Source organism: Duganella zoogloeoides (assembly GCF_034479515.1).
In the GTDB taxonomy this organism is placed as follows: domain Bacteria; phylum Pseudomonadota; class Gammaproteobacteria; order Burkholderiales; family Burkholderiaceae_D; genus Rugamonas; species Rugamonas zoogloeoides.
The window spans coordinates 3,752,041-3,773,224 of record NZ_CP140152.1; the positions used below are offsets into that span (position 1 = coordinate 3,752,041).

General features: G+C 65.2%; 16 protein-coding genes and 1 riboswitch. Of the genes, 9 read left to right on the plus strand and 7 right to left on the minus strand.

The window, feature by feature from the left end; translation table 11 throughout:
* The first annotated feature begins 52 nt into the window (after nt 1-52).
* From SR858_RS16440 to SR858_RS16450, 3 genes are all read left to right on the plus strand, one after another.
* Nucleotides 53-2,551: a TonB-dependent siderophore receptor gene (locus SR858_RS16440; protein WP_019920090.1), complete on the plus strand. Its 2,499-nt coding sequence runs from the start codon at nt 53-55 to the stop codon at nt 2,549-2,551.
* 81 nt (nt 2,552-2,632) lie between these two features.
* Entirely contained in the window at nt 2,633-3,082 is a 450-nt protein-coding gene (locus tag SR858_RS16445) for a nuclear transport factor 2 family protein (RefSeq protein ID WP_019920091.1), read from the plus strand.
* A 92-nt stretch (nt 3,083-3,174) separates the two neighbouring features.
* Entirely contained in the window at nt 3,175-4,209 is a 1,035-nt protein-coding gene (locus SR858_RS16450) for a LysR family transcriptional regulator (RefSeq protein ID WP_407654675.1), read from the plus strand.
* On the opposite strand, the gene SR858_RS16455 is transcribed toward SR858_RS16450, so the two are convergent.
* Together SR858_RS16455 and SR858_RS16460 are read right to left on the minus strand one after the other, a co-directional pair.
* Nucleotides 4,163-4,567 (minus strand): hypothetical protein, encoded by a 405-nt coding sequence (locus SR858_RS16455; protein ID WP_019920092.1) that lies wholly within the window; start codon nt 4,565-4,567, stop codon nt 4,163-4,165. The genes SR858_RS16450 and SR858_RS16455 overlap by 47 nt on opposite strands.
* 57 nt (nt 4,568-4,624) lie before the next feature.
* Entirely contained in the window at nt 4,625-5,791 is a 1,167-nt protein-coding gene (locus tag SR858_RS16460) for a mandelate racemase/muconate lactonizing enzyme family protein (RefSeq protein WP_019920093.1), read from the minus strand.
* Between the two features lie 85 nt (nt 5,792-5,876).
* Here SR858_RS16460 and SR858_RS16465 point away from each other — a divergent pair, with 85 nt between their 5' ends.
* A complete protein-coding gene (locus SR858_RS16465) occupies nt 5,877-6,785 on the plus strand; it encodes a LysR family transcriptional regulator (protein WP_019920094.1) in 909 nt (302 codons plus the stop codon).
* Here the strand turns inward: SR858_RS16465 and SR858_RS16470 are convergent.
* Entirely contained in the window at nt 6,771-7,214 is a 444-nt protein-coding gene (locus tag SR858_RS16470; RefSeq protein ID WP_019920095.1) for a MarR family winged helix-turn-helix transcriptional regulator, read from the minus strand. The two genes, SR858_RS16465 and SR858_RS16470, sit on opposite strands and share 15 nt — an antisense overlap.
* Nucleotides 7,211-8,083: an alpha/beta hydrolase family protein gene (locus tag SR858_RS16475; RefSeq protein ID WP_019920096.1), complete on the minus strand. Its 873-nt coding sequence runs from the start codon at nt 8,081-8,083 to the stop codon at nt 7,211-7,213. The genes SR858_RS16470 and SR858_RS16475 overlap by 4 nt, the downstream gene beginning before the upstream one ends.
* A 92-nt stretch (nt 8,084-8,175) precedes the next feature.
* Nucleotides 8,176-8,419, plus strand: a riboswitch (cobalamin riboswitch).
* A 159-nt stretch (nt 8,420-8,578) separates the two neighbouring features.
* Between SR858_RS16475 and SR858_RS16480 the strand changes: the two genes are divergently transcribed.
* Complete coding sequence (locus SR858_RS16480) at nt 8,579-10,678, plus strand: TonB-dependent receptor (protein ID WP_019920097.1); 2,100 nt, start codon at nt 8,579-8,581, stop codon at nt 10,676-10,678.
* A 74-nt stretch (nt 10,679-10,752) separates the two neighbouring features.
* Here the strand turns inward: SR858_RS16480 and SR858_RS16485 are convergent, their stop codons facing one another.
* Complete coding sequence (locus SR858_RS16485; protein WP_026636957.1) at nt 10,753-13,341, minus strand: bifunctional aconitate hydratase 2/2-methylisocitrate dehydratase; 2,589 nt, start codon at nt 13,339-13,341, stop codon at nt 10,753-10,755.
* Between the two features lie 236 nt (nt 13,342-13,577).
* On the opposite strand from SR858_RS16485, the gene SR858_RS16490 reads away from it, so the two are divergent.
* A complete protein-coding gene (locus tag SR858_RS16490) occupies nt 13,578-13,907 on the plus strand; it encodes a type II toxin-antitoxin system TacA family antitoxin (protein WP_019920099.1) in 330 nt (109 codons plus the stop codon).
* Between the two features lie 179 nt (nt 13,908-14,086).
* Here the strand turns inward: SR858_RS16490 and SR858_RS16495 are convergent, their stop codons facing one another.
* Complete coding sequence (locus tag SR858_RS16495) at nt 14,087-15,553, minus strand: efflux transporter outer membrane subunit (protein ID WP_026636958.1); 1,467 nt, start codon at nt 15,551-15,553, stop codon at nt 14,087-14,089.
* A gap of 92 nt (nt 15,554-15,645) precedes the next feature.
* Here SR858_RS16495 and SR858_RS16500 point away from each other — a divergent pair, with 92 nt between their 5' ends.
* The 3 genes from SR858_RS16500 (at nt 15,646) to SR858_RS16510 (ending at nt 20,699) form a co-directional block, all read left to right on the plus strand.
* Nucleotides 15,646-16,263: a TetR/AcrR family transcriptional regulator gene (locus SR858_RS16500; RefSeq protein ID WP_026636959.1), complete on the plus strand. Its 618-nt coding sequence runs from the start codon at nt 15,646-15,648 to the stop codon at nt 16,261-16,263.
* Nucleotides 16,264-16,347: 84 nt separating this feature from the next.
* The gene (locus tag SR858_RS16505) at nt 16,348-17,628 is read left to right on the plus strand and encodes an efflux RND transporter periplasmic adaptor subunit (protein WP_051120251.1); all 1,281 of its coding nucleotides are present in this window, start codon (nt 16,348-16,350) and stop codon (nt 17,626-17,628) included.
* Complete coding sequence (locus tag SR858_RS16510; RefSeq protein ID WP_019920103.1) at nt 17,625-20,699, plus strand: efflux RND transporter permease subunit; 3,075 nt, start codon at nt 17,625-17,627, stop codon at nt 20,697-20,699. The genes SR858_RS16505 and SR858_RS16510 overlap by 4 nt, the downstream gene beginning before the upstream one ends.
* Here the strand turns inward: SR858_RS16510 and SR858_RS16515 are convergent, their stop codons facing one another.
* Entirely contained in the window at nt 20,700-21,080 is a 381-nt protein-coding gene (locus SR858_RS16515; protein WP_019920104.1) for a winged helix-turn-helix transcriptional regulator, read from the minus strand. It abuts the gene before it with no gap.
* Nucleotides 21,081-21,184: the final 104 nt, after the last annotated feature.

Consider the following 21,184-nt stretch of genomic DNA (forward strand, 5'->3'; position numbering starts at 1 on the left):
TACAGGGAGCAAATGATCCAAATGCTCCGACCAACCATCGATTGAAGAAGCCATGTCCCTGCAAAAATCGTCCCACCCGACCGCCCGCCCTGCGCTGGCCCCCGTTGCCCTGGCGCTGCTGGCCGCGCTGCCGCTGTTGTCGCTCGTGCCGTTAGCTCCGGCCCATGCCCAGACCGCACCACTCGCCGCCCAGGCTGGCACTGCGCGCAAGACTTACCAGATCCCGGCCGGCCCGCTGGCCGGCGCCCTGGCCCGTTTTGCCGCTGCCGCCGGCGTGGCGCTGTCGTTCGACCCGGCCCTGGCCGAAGGCCGGCAGTCAAGCGGTTTGCAGGGCGACCATGGCGTGGCCTCGGGCTTCGCCGCCCTGCTGGCGGGATCGAGCCTGGAAGCGGTGAGCAGCAGCGACGGCGGCTACGTGCTGCGCCAGTCGTTATTGGCCGACGCGCCAGTGAGCACGCTGCGCGAGGTGAAGGTGCAAGCGCAGGACCTGGGCAACCTCAGTGACGGCAGCGGCGCCTACACCATAGCCGCGACCAGCACCGCCACCAAGCTGTCGCTGGCGCTGCGCGATACGCCGCAGAGCATCAGCGTGATCACGCGCCAGCGCATGGACGACCAGAACCTGAACACCATGGCCAGCGTGCTGGAACAGACGCCGGGCATCAATATCCAGCACATCGACAGCGAGCGCTTTTCGATTTTCTCGCGCGGTTACGGCATCGACAGCTACCAGTTCGACGGTGTGCCCACCACGCTGGTGATCACCACCACCGCCACCCCGCAAAGCACCGGTGACATGGCGCTGTACGACCATATCGAGGTGCTGCGCGGCGCCGCCGGCCTGATGACGGGCGCGGGCGAACCGTCGGGCACCATCAACCTGGTGCGCAAGCGCCCCACCGCCACCTTGCAGGGGAGCGCCGGCGCGGCGCTGGGTACGTGGGACATGCGGCGCGCCGAAGTGGATGTATCGGGCCCGCTCAATACCACCGGCACCGTGCGCGGGCGCGTGGTGGCGGCGCACCAGCAGAGCGACAGTTTCATCGATTACTACTCGCAAAAGAAGCAGGTGCTGTACGGGATCGTGGAGGCGGACCTGGCGCCGGGCACCCTGGTGTCGGCCGGCATCGACTACACCCGGTCCGATCCGCGCGGCGTGTCGTTCGCCAGTTTCCCGCTGTTCTACAGCGACGGCGGCCAGACCGATTTTCCGCGCTCGGTCAACCCCGCTTCGCGCTGGAGCAGCCGCAAGCAAAATACCTTGAACGCGTTTGCCACGCTCGAACACAAGTTGCCGTCCGACTGGAGTGTCAAGCTGGCGCTCAACCACATGTACAGCAAGCGCACCAGCAAGCAGGCCTCGGCCAGTTGGGGTTTCCCCGACCGCGCAACCGGCGAGAACATGATGCTGTTCGGCGGCGTCGGCATCGGCTGGCAAAAGCAGGATGGCGTGGACGTGCAGGTGCAGGGCCCGTTCGAACTGTTCGGCCGCAAGCACGAGGTGGTGGCGGGCTTCAACTACGCCAAATTCGACGACCGCAGTTCGCCCGATGTCACCGATGTCGAAGGCCGCCCGGTCAACTTCTATACGTGGAACGGCTACACGGCCGAACCGTCGCCGGCACCGGTGCTGCTCAACAACGACACCAAGATCCGCCAGAACGGCGCCTACCTGGCCACGCGCCTGAAACCGACCGACGACCTGGCCGTGATTGTGGGCGCGCGCACCAGCAGCTACCGCTACCATTACACCTTCGACTACCTGCAGCCGGGCTACACCGACCAACTGACCGAGTACCGGGCCTCCGGCGAGGTCACGCCGTATGCGGGCGTGGTGTACACGGTGACACCGGACCACACCCTGTACGCCAGCTTTACCAGCATCTTCAAGCCGCAAAGCGTGCGCGATCGCAACGGCGTGGGACTGGACCCGCGCGAAGGCAAAAGCTACGAAGCCGGCTGGAAAAGCGCGTGGCTGAACCGGCGCGTGGATGCGGCCGTGGCCCTGTTCGAAACACGCCAGGACAACCTGGCCGAGCGCGACCCGGGCCAGGTCGTCCCCGGCAGCCTGAACCAGCCGGCCTACCTGGCCGTGGCCGGCGCCAGAACGCGCGGCATCGACCTCGAAGTGACAGGCCAACTGGCGCCGGGCTGGAACCTCAGCACCAGCTTCAGCCACAGCACCACCGAGGACAGCAAGGGTGTGCGCATCGCCACGGCCGCGCCGGTGAACCTGTTCAAGCTGTGGACCACGTACCGCCTGGGCGGCGCCTGGCAGGGCCTGACCATCGGCGGCGGCGCCAACCGCCAGAGCAGCATGCACTTCACGGCCACGCCGTGGCAGCTGGGCAAGGCTGTCACGGCGCGCCAGCAAGGCTACACCATCGCCAACCTGATGGCGCGCTACCAGTTCAACCCGCGCGTGGCGCTGACGGTCAACGTCAACAACCTGTTCGACAAAACCTACCTGAGCTCGCTCGATACGACGTTCTACGGCGGCTACTTCGGCGATCCGCGCAATGTGGCGGCGAGTTTGAAGTACCAGTTCTGATCGAACTCTGTCTTCAGCAGGCTGGCAGGCATGGGGGACGGCCGCTAGAATCAGGTTTTCATCGATACGGAGACCGTCGTCATGCGCCGTTTGCTCATCCCGGTTTTGCTTGCCGCCGCCGTCACCAGCGGTTGCGCCACCCCGCACCAGGTTGATGCGGCCCAGGCCAACCGCGAGGTGGTACTGAAGTTTTACGAGGCCGGCCTCAATCGCAAGGATGCCGACGCCGCCTTGCAATACGTGGGGCCGCGCTACGTTCAGCACAATCCGAACGCCGCCGATGGTCCCGAAGGCTTCCGCCAGTTCATCGCCTTCTTGCGCGACAAGTACCCGGACTCGCACAGCACCATCGTCAAAAGTTTTGTCGATGGCGACTTCGTCATCCTGCACGTCCACGCCGTACGTGAGCCTGGCACGCGTGGCAACGCCATCGTCGATATTTTCAAACTGGAAAACGGCAAAGTCGTCGAACACTGGGATGTGAACCAGGCCGTGCCGGAGCGCACTGCCAGCGGCAACCCGATGTTCTAGTCAGCGAGGCGGGGATTTCTTTGCCGGTTTTTGCTCAAGCATTTATTAGGAGACCTAATACCGCGCCGCCATCGGTGGTAAAGTCTGACGCCATGGCACAAAACAATCTCAATGACATCCTCGCCTTCATCGCGGTCGCGCGCGAAGGCAGTTTTACCAAGGCGGCGGCCAGGCTCGGTGTGTCGCAATCGGCGCTGAGCCAGACCGTGCGGGCGCTGGAGCAGCGCCTTGCCCTGCCGCTGCTGGTGCGCACCACGCGCAGCGTCTCGCCCACCGAGGCCGGGCTGCAGATCATGGCCAACATCGCCCCGCATTTCGAGGAAATCGAGGCGCAACTGGCGTTGCTGGGCGAACGCCGCCTGAAGCCGGCCGGCACCATCCGCGTCAGTGCAGGCGAGCACTCGGCGCTGACCATTTTGCAGCCGGCGCTGAACAAGCTGCTGCCCGACTACCCCGACATCCGCCTGGAAATCCACTCGGAAAACCGCCTGACCGACATCGTCGCCGAACGCTACGACGCCGGCGTGCGCATGGGCGACCAGGTGGACAAGGACATGATCGCCGTACGCATCAGCGCCGACCTGCGCTGGGCCGTGGTGGGGTCGCCCGGTTATTTCGCGCGGCGCCCGGCGCCGCAGGTGCCGAGCGACCTGACCGAGCACAACTGCATCAATATGCGCCTGCCCACCCACGGCGCGATCTATACCTGGGAATTCGCCAAGGATGGCCGCGAGGTCAAGGTCAAGGTGGACGGGCAACTGGTGTTCAACAACCTGGCGCTGCGCATCCAGTCCGCGCTCGACGGCCTGGGCCTGGCTTACATTCCCGAAGACCAGGTGCAGCCGCACATCGACGCCGGCCGGCTGGTGCGGGTGCTGGACGACTGGTGCCCCGCCTGCCCCGGCTACCGCCTGCCCCGGCTACCGCCTGTATTACCCGAGCCGGCGCCACCCGTCGGCCGCGTTTACCCTGTTCCTCGACGCGGTGCGCTACCAGCCCTAGCGGGACGCTTGCGACCGATAAAGGCCAGCACCAGCAGCAAGGCCATGGCCAGCAAGCTGGCGGAACAGGCCAGCTGGGTTAATGTGAAGCACCGGAGCTGGCGGCGTCATCGGCGCACCGTTTGATCAGCTCCTTGTACAACTGGGGTTCGCTGGCTTCGAGCTGCTTGAGAGCATCGACCGCCGTGTGCAGCACGGTGTTTGCTTGGGTCTTCTTGATTTCGTTGATGTCCTCTACCGCCTTTTTCACCTTCTTGAGTACATCGGCATCGACCGCCTGCTGTTCCGCCAGCTTGATGACCAGCTCGTTGAGCCAGCCTATCTGCTTGCCATAACTGGCCACCTCCGACACCACCCGCTTCTCGATCCCGGCATCGCCGGCGAAATTGAAGGTGGGAGAAAACCACGGCAAACTGATGCGCTGCATAACGTCGCCCGACAGCGGCAGCTTGAACAGCCAGAACGGATCGAATTCGGTAGCCATGATTCCTCCACGGGTAGAGGACGCCGGGCGGCGCCTTCCGTCCAGTGTAGCCATCGGTCATACCGCCAATTTGACCATTTCGCGATACAGGTCGGCCTTGCCCTCGAAACCGATGCCGGGCAATTCCGGCAGCACGATGTGGCCGTTATCGACGGTCACGCCGTCGGGGAAGCCGCCATAGGGCTGGAACAGGTCGGGATACGACTCGTTGCCGCCCAGCCCCAGGCCGGCCGCGATGTTGAGCGACATCTGGTGGCCGCCGTGCGGGATGCAGCGCTTGGGCGACCAGCCGTGTTCGCGCAGCATGTCGAGCGTGCGCAGGTACTCGACCAGGCCGTAACTGAGCGCGCAGTCGAATTGCAGCCAGTCGCGGTCGGCGCGCATGCCGCCATAGCGGATCAGGTTGCGCGCATCCTGCATCGAAAACAGGTCTTCGCCGGTGGCCATCGGGTTCTTGTAGTAATTGCGCAGCGTGGCCTGCAGTTCGAAGTCGAGCGGATCGCCTGGCTCTTCGTACCAGAACAGGTCGTACTGCGACAGCGCCTTGGCGTACTTCACCGCCGTGTCGAGGTCGAAGCGGCCGTTGGCGTCCACCGCCAGTTTCTGGCCGTCCTGCAGCACGCTCAGCACCGAGTCGATGCGGCGCAGGTCTTCGTCGAGATCGGCGCCGCCGATTTTCTTTTTCACCACCGTGTAGCCGCGGTCAATGTAGCTGCGCATCTCGTCCTTGAGCTTGCCGTGATCCTGGCCCGGGTAGTAATAGCCGCCGGCCGCATACACGAAAATCTTGCGGTCAGCCTGGCCGTTGCCGTAGCGGTCGGCCAGCAGCTGGAACAGCGGCTTGCCTTCGATCTTGGCCACCGCATCCCACACCGCCATGTCGATGGTGCCGATCGCCACCGAGCGCTCGCCGTGGCCGCCCGGCTTTTCGTTGGTGAACATGCAGTTCCAGATTTTATGGGGATCGAGATTGGTGCCGGCATCGTCCACCAGGCTGGCCGGGTCGGCTTCCAGGATGCGCGGAATGAAGCGTTCGCGCATCAGGGTGCCCTGGCCGTAGCGGCCGTTGGAATTGAAACCGTAGCCGATCACCGGCTTGCCGTCGCGGATGACGTCGGTCACCACGGCCACCAGGCTCAGGGTCATCTTGCTGAAGTCGATGTAGGCGTTGCGGATCGGGGAGCTGATCGGAACGGTTTTTTCGCGGATTTCTACGATTTTCATGCGGTTCTCCTGTCAAAGTGCGATCAGTCTACTCTTGACTTACACTGGTAAAATTCACCTGAATTGAAACCTTTATTCACTTTAAATGAAAACCGACACCGCCCCCGACCTGACCTTTTTCGTGCTGCTGGCCAAGCTGGGCAGCATGAGCGCCACCGCCCGCGAGCTGGGCGTGACGCCCCCTGCCGTCACCAAGCGTTTGAGCCTGATGGAGCAGCGCCTCGGGGTGCGCCTGGTCAACCGCACCACCCGCCGCATCAGCCTGACCAACGAGGGTGAGTCGTACCTGGCGCAGGCCTCGCACATCCTGCACCAGATCCGCGAGATGGAGGAGTCGGTCGCCAGCGGGCGCGCCGCGCCCAAGGGTCTGCTGCGGGTAAACGCCACGCCGGGCTTCGGCCGCACGCGCATCGCGCCCATCGTCTCGCGCTTTGCCCATGCCTACCCGGAAGTGGAAGTGGAGCTGCACCTGACCGACCGTCCCATCAGCCTGGTGGAAGAAGCGTACGACCTGGCGATCCGCTTCGGCGAGCTGCCCGACACGCGCCTCACCGCCCGCAAGCTGATGGCCAACCGGCGCTTTCTATGCGCGTCGCCCGGCTACATCAAAAAAGCGGGCGAGCCGCACACGCCGGCCGAACTGCACCGCCACCGCTGCATCCTGCATCGCCAGAACGACGACGTGTACGGCACCTGGCGCCTGCAAAAGGGCAAGGTGGAAGAACTGGTGAAGGTGCGCGGCGCCGTCTCCAGCAACGACGGCGACATCGTCATGCTGTGGGCGCTGGCCGGCCACGGCATCGTTCAGCGCTCCGAGTGGGATGCCGCCAGGTACCTGGCCAGCGGGCGCCTGCGGCAGGTAATGCGCGACTACACCCTGCCCGACGCCGACCTGTACCTGTATTACCTCAGCCGCCAGAACCAGCCGGCCAAGGTGCGCGCATTCATCGACTTCATCGCCGGCGAATTCGAGCAGGCATCAAACTTCGCCTGATGCCTCGAGCTGCGCAACGTGAGCCAGCCAGCGGGCCACGGTGTCCAGTTCGGCTGCGGAGAAGCCGTCCGCCAGCCGCACATTGAGTTCCTTGAGCACGGCGCCGGCCTGCACGCTGGCTTGCGCGCCGGCGGCAGTCAGTTGCAGGCGCGTGAGCCGGCCATCGCGCGCATCGCTCACGCGCTCCACCAGCAAAGCCGCTTCCATGCGCTTGGACAGGTTGGTCACTGCCGCCGGCGCCACGGCCAGCGCGGTCGCAATCTCGCCCACCGTGGCCTGGTTGCGCGAGGCCAGGAAGAACAGCAAGCCCGCCTGCGCCGAACTGGCACCGTCCCACGCCTGCGGCCGTGTCTCGACCCAACGCTGCAAGGCGCGCTGCGCGCGGTTGAGCAGGAACACCAGGCGCGGCCTGGCGCGCTGCGCGCTCATGACGCTTCCTTCGGCGCGGTCGCCTTGTCGCGCAGCCAGTCCACGACCCGTGGCCACAGCAGCGCGCCGACGCGCTGGCGGAAAAACCCCATGTGACCGATGGCGGCCAGGCCGGCATCGCGTGGCGCGATCTGGCGCCGCGCCACGCTGGCATTGACCAGCGGCGCCACCAGCATGCCGATGGCATGCGGATTGGCCCACGGATCGTCCGCAAAGCCCAGCACCAGCAGCGGAGTGCGCACGCGCGCCATGCGCGCCTGCGCATCCATTGCCGGGTCGTCGAAAAAATAGCGGGGCAGCGCAGTCCAGCGGCTCCATTGGCGCATCACGCCGGCGGGCAGATCCTCGCCCAGTCCCAGTTTGCGCGCGGGCATATAACCGTAAATGGTGGTGAGCAGAGGCGTAAGCACCCGCATCACGAGCCCGATGCGCAACCGCTCGGCCAGCCCGGTCACGGTGGCCGTCACGCCCGCGTGGGAGGCCACCAGCACCGCGCCGTGCAGCAGGTTTGTCGTGCTGTTCAGGGCCAGCGCGTGGCCGCCCAGGCTGTGGCCCACAGCCAGCAGCGGCAGTTCAGCAAACCGCGCGGCGGCCCAGCGCGTGACGGCGCCCACGTCATCCTCGAGCCAGTCGGCCATGGTGATGTCCATGCCCCGCAGACTGGCCGGGCGCGAACGGCCGATGCCGCGATAGTCGTAGGTCACCACGTGAAAGCCGGCTGCGGCCAGGTGGCGCGCGAACGGCTCGTAATAGCGCTGGGCGATGCCGGTGCCGGGGTGAATCAGCACCACGGCGACAGGCGCGGTGCTGGTCCACACGCTGGCGGCGATGGTTTGCCGGTTGGGCAGGACGATGATGACGGATTCCATGAAATTCCATTTTCGTTAACGTGTTAACGTGTTAACGACTTTATAGCATGGTTTGACCGACTTGCTGAAATTGCCATGAGCACCGGCACCCGGTATCATGGCGCAGTTTTGGTGCTCGCGGTCGTCATCGGCCGCAGTTAAACGGGAAACACGCGTCGGGAGGCCGGCGGTAAACGTGTGCTGTCCCCGCAACGGTAAAACAGGCGCCAGCGCGTTGTCACGATGCGCCGGCAGGTCAGCTCAATAGTCCACTGTGCAGCGAGGTTACCCTCGGCATGGGAAGGCGGGGTGATTTGTCCTGTTAGCCCGGATACCGGCCAGGACGGATGGAAGCAAGCGGCCGGGACCTGTCGTATTGGCGGAGCATGCCATGCCGGCGCGGTAAAACGCGCCGGGCGCTCGCATCGCCCGCCCTGGCTGCATTGCTTCTTTTTATTCGGCCCACTGAGGATGGGTCGAAGAAAAGACCGCAATCCGGTCACCACCCGCTAGCCAATGAAAACCACACCACGCATCCCCCACCCACTGCGGCTGCTGCCGGCTATGCTGTTGGCCGCCCTGCCCGCGCTAGCCCATGCCATCGCCGACGACAACCAGCCCGTCCAGCCAGTGCAGCAAATTGAAGTCTCGGCCAGCCTGATCCCGCTCGGCGTGGCCGATTCCGCCAACCAGGGCACGGTCACCGCCAAGCAGCTGGAAAATCGCCCGCTGCTGCGCACCGGCGAACTGCTCGAAGCGGTGCCGGGCCTGATCGTCACCCAGCATGCCGGCGACGGCAAGGCCAACCAGTATTTTGCGCGCGGCTTCAATCTCGATCACGGCACCGACTTCCGCACCACTGTGATGGGCATGCCGGTCAACCTGCCCACCAACGCCCACGGCCAGGGCTACTCGGACCTGAACTTCGTGATCCCGGAACTGATCAGCACCATCCAGTACAAAAAGGGCACTTATTATGCCGAGGAAGGCGATTTTTCCGCCGCCGGCGCCGCCGCTTTCGACTACGTTAAACAGCTCGATCAAGGCTTGCTGAGCGTGGAAGCGGGCCAGCACCGTTTTCACCGCGCACTGGTGGCCAACTCCACGCCGCTGGCCGGCGGCGCCCTGCTCTACGCGCTCGAGCGCGCCGGCCAGGACGGCCCGTGGGATACGCCCGAAGATTACCAGCGCACCAACGGCGTGCTGTCATATAGCTGGTCGCGCGGCGACGACGATGTGCGCGTGACCGCCATGGGCATGCACTCGTCGTGGAACTCCACCGACCAGGTGCCGCAGCGTGCGCTGGACGCCGGCCTGATCGGCCGCTACGGCGCGCTCGACCCCAGCGACGGCGGCGAGACCTCGCGTTACAGCCTGTCGGGCGACTGGACCCGCCAGTACGCCGACGGCCATGGCCATGTCGGCGCCTACTTCATCAAGTCGCGCCTGGACCTGTACAGCAATTTCACATATGTGCTGGACGACCCCGAACACGGCGACCAGTACCAACAGGCCGAGAGCCGGCAAATCCTGGGCCTGAACGCCGAGCGCACCTGGCAGCACAAGCTGGGACCTTTCGCGTCGGAGACCGCCATCGGCGTGCAGCTGCGCCAGGACCGCCTGTCTCCGGTGGGCCTGTACCTGAGCGAGCAAAAGCGCCGCCTGTCCACCGTGCGCGAGGATGAAGTAAAAGAGCGCAGCGGCGCGCTGTACGCGTCCAACAGCACCACGTGGGCGCCATGGCTGCGCACCGTGGCCGGCGTGCGCGCCGACCGCTACAGCTTTGACGTGGACAGCGATAACGCTGCCAACTCGGGCAAGGTCGACGCCAGCATCAACAGCCCGAAATTCACCGCCATTTTCACACCGGGCAAACACGCCGAGGTGTACCTGAACTGGGGCCGTGGCTTCCACAGCAACGACGCGCGCGGCATCACCGGCACCGTCGATCCCAGGACCGGCCTGGCGGTGGACGCCGACGGCGCCGCCATCGAACGCGCCACGCCGCTGGTCAAGGCCACCGGCAAGGAAGCGGGCCTGCGCCTGGTGGGCCTGGTACCAGGCCTGCAAACCACCCTCGCCGCGTGGCAGCTCGACCTCGATTCGGAACTGATCTTCATCGGCGACGCCGGTACCACCGAAGCGGGCCGTCCCAGCCGCCGCCACGGCGTGGAGCTGACCAATTTCTACTCGCCGGCCAAGGACTGGATCATCGACGCCAACCTGGCCTGGTCGCACGCGCGCTTCCGCGATCACGATCCGGCCGGCGACTTCATCCCCGGCTCGATCAGCCGCACCGCATCCGTCGGCGTATCGGGCGAAGCGGGTCCATGGTCGGGCGGCATGCGGCTGCGCTACTTCGGCCCGCGCGCGCTGGTGGAGGACGACTCGGTGCGTTCGCCGTCGTCCACGCTGGTTAACATGAAGCTCGGCTACCAGCTGGCGGCCAACCTGAAGCTGACGGTGGAGGTACTCAACCTGCTGAACCGGCGCGTGAGCGACATCGATTACTACTACGAATCGCAACTGCCGGGCGAGGCGGCGCCGGTCGCAGATATTCATACCCATCCGGGCGAGATGCGCACGCTGCGGGCAGGACTGGCATGGCGGTTTTAGCAACCAGCCATAAAAAAGCCCCAACCAGCCAGTGAAGGCGGGTTGGGGCTTTTAGCTGATACGGAAACCGGGGCTTAAGCCACCTTCACCGTATCGGCCACCGCGCTGAATTCCTCGATCTTGTCGAAGTTCATGTAGCGGTAGATGTCGGCCGAATTCGCGTCGAGCACGCCGGTGTGCAGCATGTACTCTTCGCGGGTCGGGATGCGGCCCAGCAGCGAACACACCGAGGCCAGTTCGGCCGAACCGAGGTACACATTGGTTTCGATACCGAGGCGGTTCGGGAAGTTGCGCGTCGACGTCGACATCACGGTGGCGCCCTTGCGGATCTGCGCCTGGTTACCCATGCACAGCGAGCAGCCCGGCATTTCCATGCGCGCGCCGGTGCGGCCCAGGGTGCCGTAGTGGCCTTCGGTGGTCAGCACCTGCTGGTCCATCTTGGTCGGCGGCGCGATCCACAGGCGTACCGGGATGTCCGATTTGCCTTCCAGGACTTTCGAGGCGGCGCGGAAGTGGCCGATGTTGGTCATGCACGAACCGACGAACACGTCGTCGATCTTGGCACCGGCCACGTCCGACAGCGTCTTCACGTCGTCGGGGTCGTTCGGGCAGGCCACGATCGGCTCATGGATGTCGGCCAGGTCGATCTCGATGACGGCAGCGTATTCGGCGTCGGCGTCCGGCGCCAGCAGTTCCGGCTTGTCCAGCCAGGCTTGCATAGCCTTGATGCGGCGCTCCAGCGTGCGCTGGTCGAGGTAGCCGTTGGCGATCATCCACTTCATCAAGGTGATGTTCGAGGTCATGTACTCGATGATCGGCTCTTTATCGAGGTGTACGGTGCAGCCGGCAGCGGAGCGCTCGGCCGACGCGTCGGACAGCTCGAACGCCTGTTCCACTTTGAGCTGCGGCAGGCCTTCGATTTCCAGGATACGGCCCGAGAAGATGTTCTTCTTGCCCTTCTTGTCCACCGTGAGCATGCCCTGGCGGATCGCGTACAGCGGAATCGCGTTGACCAGGTCGCGCAGCGTCACGCCCGGCTGCATGGTGCCCTTGAAGCGCACCAGCACCGATTCCGGCATATCGAGCGGCATCACGCCGGTCGCTGCGGCAAACGCCACCAGGCCCGAGCCGGCCGGGAACGAGATACCGATCGGGAAGCGGGTGTGCGAGTCGCCGCCGGTGCCGACGGTGTCGGGCATCAGGAGGCGGTTGAGCCACGAGTGGATCACGCCGTCGCCCGGACGCAGGGCCACGCCGCCACGGTTTTCGATAAAGGTCGGCAGTTCGCGGTGCATCTTGACGTCCACCACTTTCGGATAGGCGGCGGTGTGGCAGAACGACTGCATCACCAGGTCGGCCGAGAAGCCCAGGCAGGCCAGGTCTTTCAGCTCGTCGCGGGTCATCGGACCGGTGGTGTCTTGCGAGCCCACGGTGGTCATCTTCGGTTCGCAGTAAGTGCCAGGACGAATGCCCTCGCCTTCGGGCAGACCGCAGGCGCGGCCGACCATTTTTTGCGCCAGCGAGAAGCCACGGCCGCTGTCGACCGGATTTTGCGGCAGGCGGAACAGGGTCGATGCGGGCAGACCCAGCGCTTCGCGTGCCTTGGTGGTCAGACCACGGCCGATGATCAGCGGGATACGGCCACCGGCGCGCACTTCGTCGAACAGCACCGGCGACTTGACGGTGAACTCGGAGATCACGACGCCATCCTTGAGTGCCTTGCCGTCGTATGGACGCAGTTCGACCACGTCGCCCATTTCCATTTGGGTGACATCGAGTTCGATCGGCAGCGCGCCGGCGTCTTCCATGGTGTTGTAGAAGATCGGGGCGATCTTGGTGCCCAGGCACACGCCGCCGAAGCGCTTGTTCGGGATGAACGGAATGTCTTCGCCGGTGAACCACAGCACCGAGTTGGTGGCGGACTTGCGCGACGAACCGGTACCGACCACGTCACCGACGTAGGCGACCAGGTGGCCCTTGGCTTTCAAGGCTTCGAGCTGTTTCAATGGCCCGATCTTGCCCGGTTCTTCCGGGTTGATGCCCGGACGCGGGTTCTTCAGCATCGCCAGCGCGTGCAGCGGAATGTCTGGACGGGTGGTGGCGTCCGGCGCCGGCGACAGGTCGTCGGTATTGGTTTCGCCGGTGACCTTGAACACGGTGATGGTCAGGCTTTGCGGTACTTCCGGACGCGAGGTGAACCACTCGGCGTCGGCCCACGATTGCAGCACTTCCTTGGCGCGCGCACTGCCCTGGTCGGCCAGCTCCTTGACGTCGTGGAAGTAATCGAACATCAGCAAGGTCTTTTTCAGGCCTTCGGCAGCGATGGCGCCGACGACCGGATCGTCGAGCAGGTCGATCATCGGCTTGATGTTGAAGCCGCCGAGCATGGTGCCAAGGAGCTTGGTGGCCAGCTCGCGCGAGACCAGCGGCGAGGTTTCCGCACCCTTGGCCACGCTGGCCAGGAACGCGCACTTGACCTTGGCGGCATCGTCGACGCCAGCCGGTACGCGGTTGGTGATCAGGTCGACCAGGAACTGTTCTTCGCCGGCTGGCGGATGCTTCAGGAGTTCGACCAGGTCCGACGTTTGAGCGGCGGACAAAGGCAACGCAGGGATCCCGAGGGATGCACGTTCAGCGACGTGCTGGCGGTAGGCAGCTAGCATGAAAAACTCTCATTGAGGGTGGATAGCGGAAGGAATCAGGCCGGATACACCTGCTCCGGCCGCTATTGTACCTCAATGAGTCTTATATAAGACATATAACAGGAGACTACGCCGAATTGCATCTTTGGCGCAACATTTTCCAGGCTGCGTCAGATTGACGCTATGTTTGAAGTTCGCTGCATGCGGGTGTACACTGGTTCGATCATCAAGTGCCATGCTGGCTAGAGAGGTAGATCATGAATGCACCGGAAAGCAGCGACCGCATTACCAACCGCATTCCGCAATCCATCACCTTAAAAATTCAGGAAGCGGCGGAACTAACTGGATCGACCGTGAATCAATTCATGGTCCAGGCATCGCTTGAAAAAGCCGAGAAGATTATCGACCGGGAAAAATTCATCCAGTTCTCGGAAAATGACGCTGCAGTGATCATCAACCTGCTTGATAACCGTTCCAAACCCAATGCTGCCCTGGTGCGAGCGTTTGAAAGATTTCAGCAAAGGGAAATTGAAAATGGCAACCAGAGTGGTCCCGCTGGAGAGCTCCCACCAGGCCAAAAAGTTTGATTGTGAAAACGCGGACCTGAACTTTTTCTTGCAGGCCACAGCCGCACAGCATCAACGAAAGTTTCTCTCCAAAACTTATGTTCTGCCATTCCCCGATGATCCACTGACACTGTTGATGCCATTTGCAGAGATACCTCGGTAGCGCAACTGGCAGACCGGCGCTATCGAAGATGCTTCCATCAACGCCGCGCCAGGGCGGCAACTGCGCCATCATTCTGCGCTGGCTGCCAGCCGCCGCCAAGCGCCTTGAACGCCGCCACCGCCGCGCGCGCCGCCTCGGCCTGCGCCTGCACCCGCATATCGGACGCCTGCAGCAGCTTGTCGTCCGCTTGCAGCACCTCGATCAGGCTCACCACGCCCTTCTGGTACGCGGCAAACGACGCCTGGCGCGCCTGCTGCCACGCCTGCACGCCCTGCTCGAGCGTGGCGGCCTGGCGGTGGCGCTGCTGCATGTCGGTCAACGCATTTTCCACGTCGGCCGTGGCGCGCAGCGCGGACTGGCGGTAGGCCGCCAGCGCTTCGGCTTCCTGCCCGCGCGCCTGGTCGATCTGGGCGTTGATGCGGCCGAAGTCGAACAGGCGCCAGCGCAGGCCCAGCATGGCCGACGCCTGGCTGGCGTCATTGGTAAACAGGTTGCCGCCCGAGATGGCGGTGGCGCTGCCAATCATGCCGCTGAGCGAAAACTTCGGATAGAACTCGGCAATCGCCACGCCGATGCGCGCATGCGATGCGGCCAGCCGGCGCTCGGCCACGATCAGGTCGGGGCGGCGGCGCAGCAGGTCGCCGGGGGTGCCAGTGGCCGTGATGGCCGGCGCGACCGGAATGGCGGATGCTGCTAGCAGTTGCGCGCGATGCGTACCGGGCGCGCTGCCCAGCATCACGTCGAGCGCATTCATGGCGGTGTCCTGCGCCGCTTCCAGCACCGGCACCGACGAGCGCACCTGCGCCAGCGCGCCCTCCACCTGGCGCACTTGCAGTTCCGGCACCAGGCCCTTGCCCAGCAACAGATTGAGGGTGGCCAGCAAGCCCTCCTGTGTGCGCACCTGCTTGCGGGCGACTTCGAGGCGCGCCTGCAGGCCGCGCAAGGTGATATACGTGTCGGCCGTCTGCGCAGCCACCGCCAGCCGGGTGGCGGCCGCGCCGGCGGCGGACGCCTGGTACTCGGCCAGCGCTGCCTCGCGCCCGCGCCGCAATCCGCCGAACAGGTCGATTTCCCAGCCGGCGCCGATGTTCGCCTCGTAGGCGCTGCCGTAACGGTCGAAACCCGGCTGCGCATTGGCCACCTGGCCCAGCGGCGTTTCCACCGACTGGTACGCGCGCGCCGCCTGGGCATTCACGTTCGCCGACGGCAGCAGCGCCGCCTGGGCGGCGCCGAGGCCCGCGCGCGCCTGCGCCACGCGGGCAGACGCCTGCGCCAGGTCGAGATTTTGCGCCAGCGCCAGCGTGACCAGCTGATCGAGTTGCCGATCGTCGAAGCCGCGCCACCATGCGGACAGGTCGCCCACCGGCTCGGCGGACTGTGCCAGGTAGCGCTGCGGCAGTTGCAGGTCGGGGCGCGCATAGTCGGGCCCCACGGCCGGAGCGGTGGCGCAGCCTGTCACAATGCAGGCTGCCGCCAGCGCGATCAATGGTCGGGTCGGGATCATGGAATTCCACTAAAGAAGAAAAGATATGAGTGACTATATCACTATTTAGTCACTTATTGTGCAAATCGGGGATGGGGGTTAAGCTGTCGTCCATGACTATTGCAACCATCAACCATGGCCCGGCCCGGGGCCCCGCCGACCACGACGTGCGCGACCAGATCGTCACCGCCGCCACCGCCCACTTCCGCCTGTATGGCTACGAGAAGACCACGGTTTCCGACCTGGCCAAGGCGATCGGCTTTTCCAAGGCCTATATCTACAAGTTCTTCGAATCGAAGCAGGCCATCGGCGAACAGATTTGCGCCACCTGCCTGCTCGAGATCGAGACCGATGTGCGCGCTGCCGTGGACAGCGCCGACGGCGCGCCCGAGAAGCTGCGCCGCCTGTTCAAGACCATCGTGGCCTCGAGCATGCGGCTGTTCTTCGAAGACCGCAAGCTGTTCGACATCGCCTCCTCGGCCGCCTCGGAGCGCTGGGATTCCGCGCGGCGCTACGAGCTGCGCATCCAGGGCCTGCTGACCGACATCCTGCGCCTGGGCCGCGAGAACGAAGACTTCGAGCGCAAGACGCCGCTGGACGAAACCGCCAGCGCCATCTATCTGGTGCTGCGGCCATACCTGAACCCGCTGCTGCTGCAATACAGCTTCGACTCGGTCGACCATGCCCCCGCCCAGTTAGCGAGCCTGGTCCTGCGCAGCTTATCAAGATAACCATCTTAAATCGCTAGTGACCGTTGACATAATTGGTCACTAGTCTCAAAATGAAATCCTGTTTTGTTCACTCACGGGATTTCCATGCCTCGCCGCCTCGTCGCCTCCACTGCCCTCTCCGCAGCCTTCCTTGCTGTCTGCCTGCCCGTTTTGCTGCTGGCCGGCTGCGGCAAACCTCCTCCCTCCGATCCGCGTACCGAAGCGCCGCTGGTGCGCACCACCATGCTCACTGAAGCGGCGCGCGGCGCGCGCGCGTTCACTGGCACCGTCGCCGCCCGCGTGCAGAGCGAACCGGGGTTCCGGGTGGCCGGCAAGGTCCTCGAACGGCTGGTCGATACTGGCCAGCAGGTCAAGCGCGGCCAGGTCCTGATGCGGATCGATCCGATCGACCTGAAACTGGCTGCCACCGCCCAGCTGGAAGCGGTCGCCGCAGCCCGCGCACGCGCCCAGCAAACCGCGCAAGACGAGGCGCGCTACCGCGACCTGCGCGGCACCGGCGCCATTTCCGCCGCCGCCTACGACCAGGTGGCCGCGGCGGCAGACGCCGCGACAGCGCAATTGAAGGCAGCCGAGGCCCAGGCCGAAGTGGCGCGCAACGCCAGCCGCTACGCCGAACTGGTGGCCGACGCCGACGGCATCGTCATGGACACCCTGGCCGAACCGGGCCAGGTGGTGGCCGCCGGCCAGCCGGTGCTGCGCCTGGCGCGCGCCGGCAGCCGCGAAGCCGTGATCGCGCTGCCCGAAACCTTGCGTCCGCGACTCGGTTCGACCGGGCTGGCCACGCTGTTCGGCCAGAGCGCTCAAGCTGTACCCGCGCGCCTGCGCCAGCTGTCCGACACCGCCGACCGCGCCACCCGCACCTACGAAGCACGATATGTTCTCGAAGGCGCGCTCGCTGCCGCGCCGCTGGGCGCGACGGTGACCATCGAGCTTGCCGATGCGGCGTCGGCCACCGCGACACCAACAGCCGCAGCCTATACCACGGCCGACGCGAAATCCGCCACGCCCGCGGACGCCCGTGCCGACACCCAAACCGTTCGCGCCTGGTCGGTGCCGATGGGCGCCCTGCACGATGCCGGCAAGGGCCCGGGCGTGTGGCTGATCCAGGGCCAGCCGGCCAAGGTCACGTGGCGGCCGGTGGCCGTGCAGCGCCTCGGTGACGACGTCGCCTTTGTGACCGGCCCGTTCAAGTCCGGCGAGCGTATCGTGGCGCTGGGCGCGCACCTGCTGCGGGAGGGCGAAACAGTCAGGCTGGCGGCAGAACCAGCGCCGGCCAGGGCGGCAGCGGCAGCAGCTACACCGGCAGCGACGGCCGGTGCGCCGGCATCGGCAGCAGCAGCCACCACCACCGGAGCCAGCCAATGAGCGCGGGCCGCTTCAACCTCTCCGCGCTGGCCGTGCGCGAGCGCGCGATCACGCTGTTCCTGATCTTCCTGATCTCGGTCGCGGGCGTGGTCTCGTTCTTCAAGCTCGGTCGTGCGGAAGACCCGGCCTTCACCATCAAGGTCATGACCGTGATCACCGCCTGGCCCGGCGCCACCGCGCAGGAAATGCAGGACCAGGTGGCCGAAAAGCTCGAGAAGCGTTTGCAGGAACTGCGCTGGTACGAACGCAGCGAAACCTACACCCGTCCCGGCCTCGCCTTCACCACCCTGACGCTGCAGGACAGCACGCCGCCGGCCGAGGTGCAGGAGCAGTTCTACCAGGCCCGCAAAAAGGTGGGCGACGAGGCGGGCAACCTGCCGCAGGGCGTGATCGGTCCGATGGTCAACGACGAATACGCGGACGTCACGTTCGCGCTGTTCGCCTTGAAGGCCAAGGGCGAGCCGCAACGCCTGCTGGTGCGCGATGCCGAGACGCTGCGCCAGCGCCTGCTGCATGTGCCAGGCGTCAAAAAGGTCAACATCATCGGCGAGCAGCCGGAGCGCATCTACGTGGAATTCTCGCACGAGCGCCTGGCCACGCTGGGCGTGGCGCCGCAGCAGGTGTTCGCGGCGCTCAACAACCAGAACGTGCTGACGCCTGCCGGTTCGGTCGATACCAGCGGCCCGCAGGTGTTCATCCGCCTGGACGGCGCCTTCGACCAGCTGCAAAAAATCCGCGACACGCCGATCGTCGTGCAGGGGCGCACCCTCAAGCTGTCCGACATCGCCACCGTCAAGCGCGGCTACGAGGACCCATCGAGCTTCATCCTGCGCAATGGCGGCGAACCGGCCCTGTTGCTGGGTGTGGTGATGCGCGACGGCTGGAATGGCCTGGACCTGGGCAAATCGCTGGACACGGAAGTCGGCGCCATCAACGCCGAACTGCCGCTGGGCATGGGCCTGTCCAAGGTCACCGACCAGGCGGTCAATATCAGTTCGGCCGTCGATGAATTCATGGTCAAGTTCTTCGTGGCGCTGCTGGTGGTCATGCTGGTCTGCTTCGTCAGCATGGGCTGGCGCGTGGGCATCGTGGTTGCTGCCGCCGTGCCATTGACGCTGGCGGTGGTGTTCATCGTGATGGCCGCCACCGGCAAGAACTTCGACCGCATCACGCTCGGCTCCCTGATCCTCGGACTGGGCCTGCTGGTGGACGACGCCATCATCGCCATCGAAATGATGGTGGTCAAGATGGAAGAAGGCTACGACCGCATCACCGCTTCGGCCTATGCCTGGAGCCACACGGCCGCGCCGATGCTGGCCGGGACCCTGGTCACGGCCGTGGGCTTCATGCCCAATGGCTTTGCACGATCATCGGCCGGCGAGTACACCAGCAATATGTTCTGGATCGTCGGTATCGCGCTGATCGCGTCGTGGGTGGTGGCGGTGGTGTTCACCCCGTACCTGGGCGTCAAGATGCTGCCGCAGCTAAAGCCGGTCGAAGGCGGCCACGCAGCGTTGTACGACACACCGCGCTACCAGCGCTTCCGCCATGTGCTGGGCCGCGTGATCGCCCGCAAATGGGTCGTCGCCGGCGCCGTGGTGGGCCTGTTCGCGCTGGCTATCGGCGGCATGGCCGTGGTCAAGAAGCAGTTCTTCCCGGTCTCCGACCGGCCGGAAGTGCTGGTGGAGGTGCAGATGCCGTTCGGCACCGCGATCGGCCAGACCAGCGCCGCCAGCGCCAAGGTCGAGGCATGGCTGGCCAAACAGCCGGAAGCGAAAATCGTCACCGCCTATATCGGCCAGGGCGCGCCGCGCTTTTATCTCGCCATGGGGCCGGAGATGCCCGATCCGTCGTTTGCCAAGATCGTCATCCGCACCGACAGCCAGGACCAGCGCGACGCGTTGAAAGCGCGCCTGCGCGAAGTGGTCGCCGCTGGCCTGGCGCCCGAGGCGCGGCTGCGCGTGACGCAGCTGGTGTTCGGCCCCTACTCGCCCTATCCGGTTGCCTACCGCGTGAGCGGCCCCGACCCGGTCAAATTGCGCGACATCGCGGCCGACGTGCAGCACGTGCTCGAAGCGAGCCCGATGATGCGCACCGTTAACAACGACTGGGGCGTGCGCACGCCGTCGCTGCACTTCACCTTGCAGCAGGACCGCCTGCAGGCGGTGGGCCTCACTTCCACCTCGGTGGCGCAGCAGCTGCAGTTCCTGCTCAACGGCGTGCCATTGACGGCCGTGCGCGAAGACATCCGCACCGTGCAGGTGATGGCGCGCTCCGCCGGCAACAACCGGCTCGACCCGGCCCGCATCGCCGACTTCACGCTGTCGGGCGCCGACGGCCAGCGCATTCCGCTCTCGCAGGTGGGCACGGTGGAAGTGCGCTCTGAAGAACCGCTGGTGCGCCGCCGCGACCGCGTGCCGACGATCAACGTGCGCGGCGATATCGCTGACGGCTTGCAGCCGCCCGATGTCTCCGGCGCCATCACGGCCCAGCTGCAACCGCTGGTCGCGAAGCTGCCCAGCGGCTACCACATCGTTGAAGCGGGTTCGATCGAGGAATCGGGCAAGGCCACCACGGCCATGCTGCCGCTGTTCCCGATCATGCTGGCGATCACGCTGTTGATCATCATCTTCCAGGTGCGCTCGATCGCGGCAATGGTGATGGTGTTTTTGACTAGCCCCCTGGGCCTGATCGGCGTGGTGCCGACCCTGATCCTGTTCGGCCAGCCGTTCGGCATCAATGCGCTGGTGGGCTTGATCGCGCTGTCGGGCATCCTGATGCGCAACACGCTGATCCTGATCGGCCAGATCGACGACAACCAGAAGGCAGGTCTCGATCCGTTCCGCGCGGTGGTGGAGGCAACGGTGCAGCGCTCGCGGCCTGTGATCCTCACCGCGCTCGCTGCCGTGCTGGCGTTCATCCCGCTCACCCACTCGGTATTCTGGGGCACGCTCGCTTACACGCTGATCGGCGGCACCATTGCAGGCACCGTGCTGACGCTGGTGTTCCTGCCGGCCATGTATGCGATCTGGTTCAAGATCGCGCCGCCGGACGGGCCAAAGCCCGCCTGATCAGGCGATGGGTTCAGGCGTGGGCCGGGAGCGACGCATCTCGGCCCACTCGATCAGCGCCTGCATCGACGGTCCCAGTGCAAAGCCCATGTCGGTGAGCGCGTATTCCACCCGGGGCGGCACCTGCGCGTACACCGTGCGCAGCACGATGCCGTCCTGCTCCAGCTGTTTGAGCTGCTGGATCAGCATCTTCTGATTGACGCCGTCGATCAGCCGCTCCAGGTCCGAGAACCGCAGCGGCGCCTTGGCCGCGAACAGCTGGCACAGGATGATGATCTTCCATTTCCCTTCCAGCACGCGCAGCGTTTCGGTGGTGCTGGCCGCCCATTCGCGGCGTTTTTCGGGATCGCTGCAGTTCCATACGCGTTCTGTCTCGGTCATCGTGATCACACTTCGGTTGGTTACTTACTTTTTAGTCGGTACTTCCCATTATCACATGGACTCCCTAAACTGCCTGCCTGACGTATTCACACAGGAGAATTCAT

Bases quoted from the DNA above. Each gene is read 5' to 3' on its own strand.
- SR858_RS16480 (WP_019920097.1), top strand. From the start codon at position 8,579: ATGAAAACCACACCACGCATCCCCCACCCACTGCGGCTGCTGCCGGCT.
- SR858_RS16505 (WP_051120251.1), top strand. From the start codon at position 16,348: ATGCCTCGCCGCCTCGTCGCCTCCACTGCCCTCTCCGCAGCCTTCCTT.
- SR858_RS16495 (WP_026636958.1), bottom strand. From the start codon at position 15,553: ATGATCCCGACCCGACCATTGATCGCGCTGGCGGCAGCCTGCATTGTG.
- SR858_RS16510 (WP_019920103.1), top strand. From the start codon at position 17,625: ATGAGCGCGGGCCGCTTCAACCTCTCCGCGCTGGCCGTGCGCGAGCGC.
- SR858_RS16455 (WP_019920092.1), bottom strand. From the start codon at position 4,567: ATGGCTACCGAATTCGATCCGTTCTGGCTGTTCAAGCTGCCGCTGTCG.
- SR858_RS16490 (WP_019920099.1), top strand. From the start codon at position 13,578: ATGAATGCACCGGAAAGCAGCGACCGCATTACCAACCGCATTCCGCAA.
- SR858_RS16485 (WP_026636957.1), bottom strand. From the start codon at position 13,341: ATGCTAGCTGCCTACCGCCAGCACGTCGCTGAACGTGCATCCCTCGGG.
- SR858_RS16440 (WP_019920090.1), top strand. From the start codon at position 53: ATGTCCCTGCAAAAATCGTCCCACCCGACCGCCCGCCCTGCGCTGGCC.
- SR858_RS16450 (WP_407654675.1), top strand. From the start codon at position 3,175: ATGGCACAAAACAATCTCAATGACATCCTCGCCTTCATCGCGGTCGCG.
- SR858_RS16460 (WP_019920093.1), bottom strand. From the start codon at position 5,791: ATGAAAATCGTAGAAATCCGCGAAAAAACCGTTCCGATCAGCTCCCCG.
- SR858_RS16470 (WP_019920095.1), bottom strand. From the start codon at position 7,214: ATGAGCGCGCAGCGCGCCAGGCCGCGCCTGGTGTTCCTGCTCAACCGC.
- SR858_RS16515 (WP_019920104.1), bottom strand. From the start codon at position 21,080: ATGACCGAGACAGAACGCGTATGGAACTGCAGCGATCCCGAAAAACGC.
- SR858_RS16475 (WP_019920096.1), bottom strand. From the start codon at position 8,083: ATGGAATCCGTCATCATCGTCCTGCCCAACCGGCAAACCATCGCCGCC.
- SR858_RS16465 (WP_019920094.1), top strand. From the start codon at position 5,877: ATGAAAACCGACACCGCCCCCGACCTGACCTTTTTCGTGCTGCTGGCC.
- SR858_RS16500 (WP_026636959.1), top strand. From the start codon at position 15,646: ATGACTATTGCAACCATCAACCATGGCCCGGCCCGGGGCCCCGCCGAC.
- SR858_RS16445 (WP_019920091.1), top strand. From the start codon at position 2,633: ATGCGCCGTTTGCTCATCCCGGTTTTGCTTGCCGCCGCCGTCACCAGC.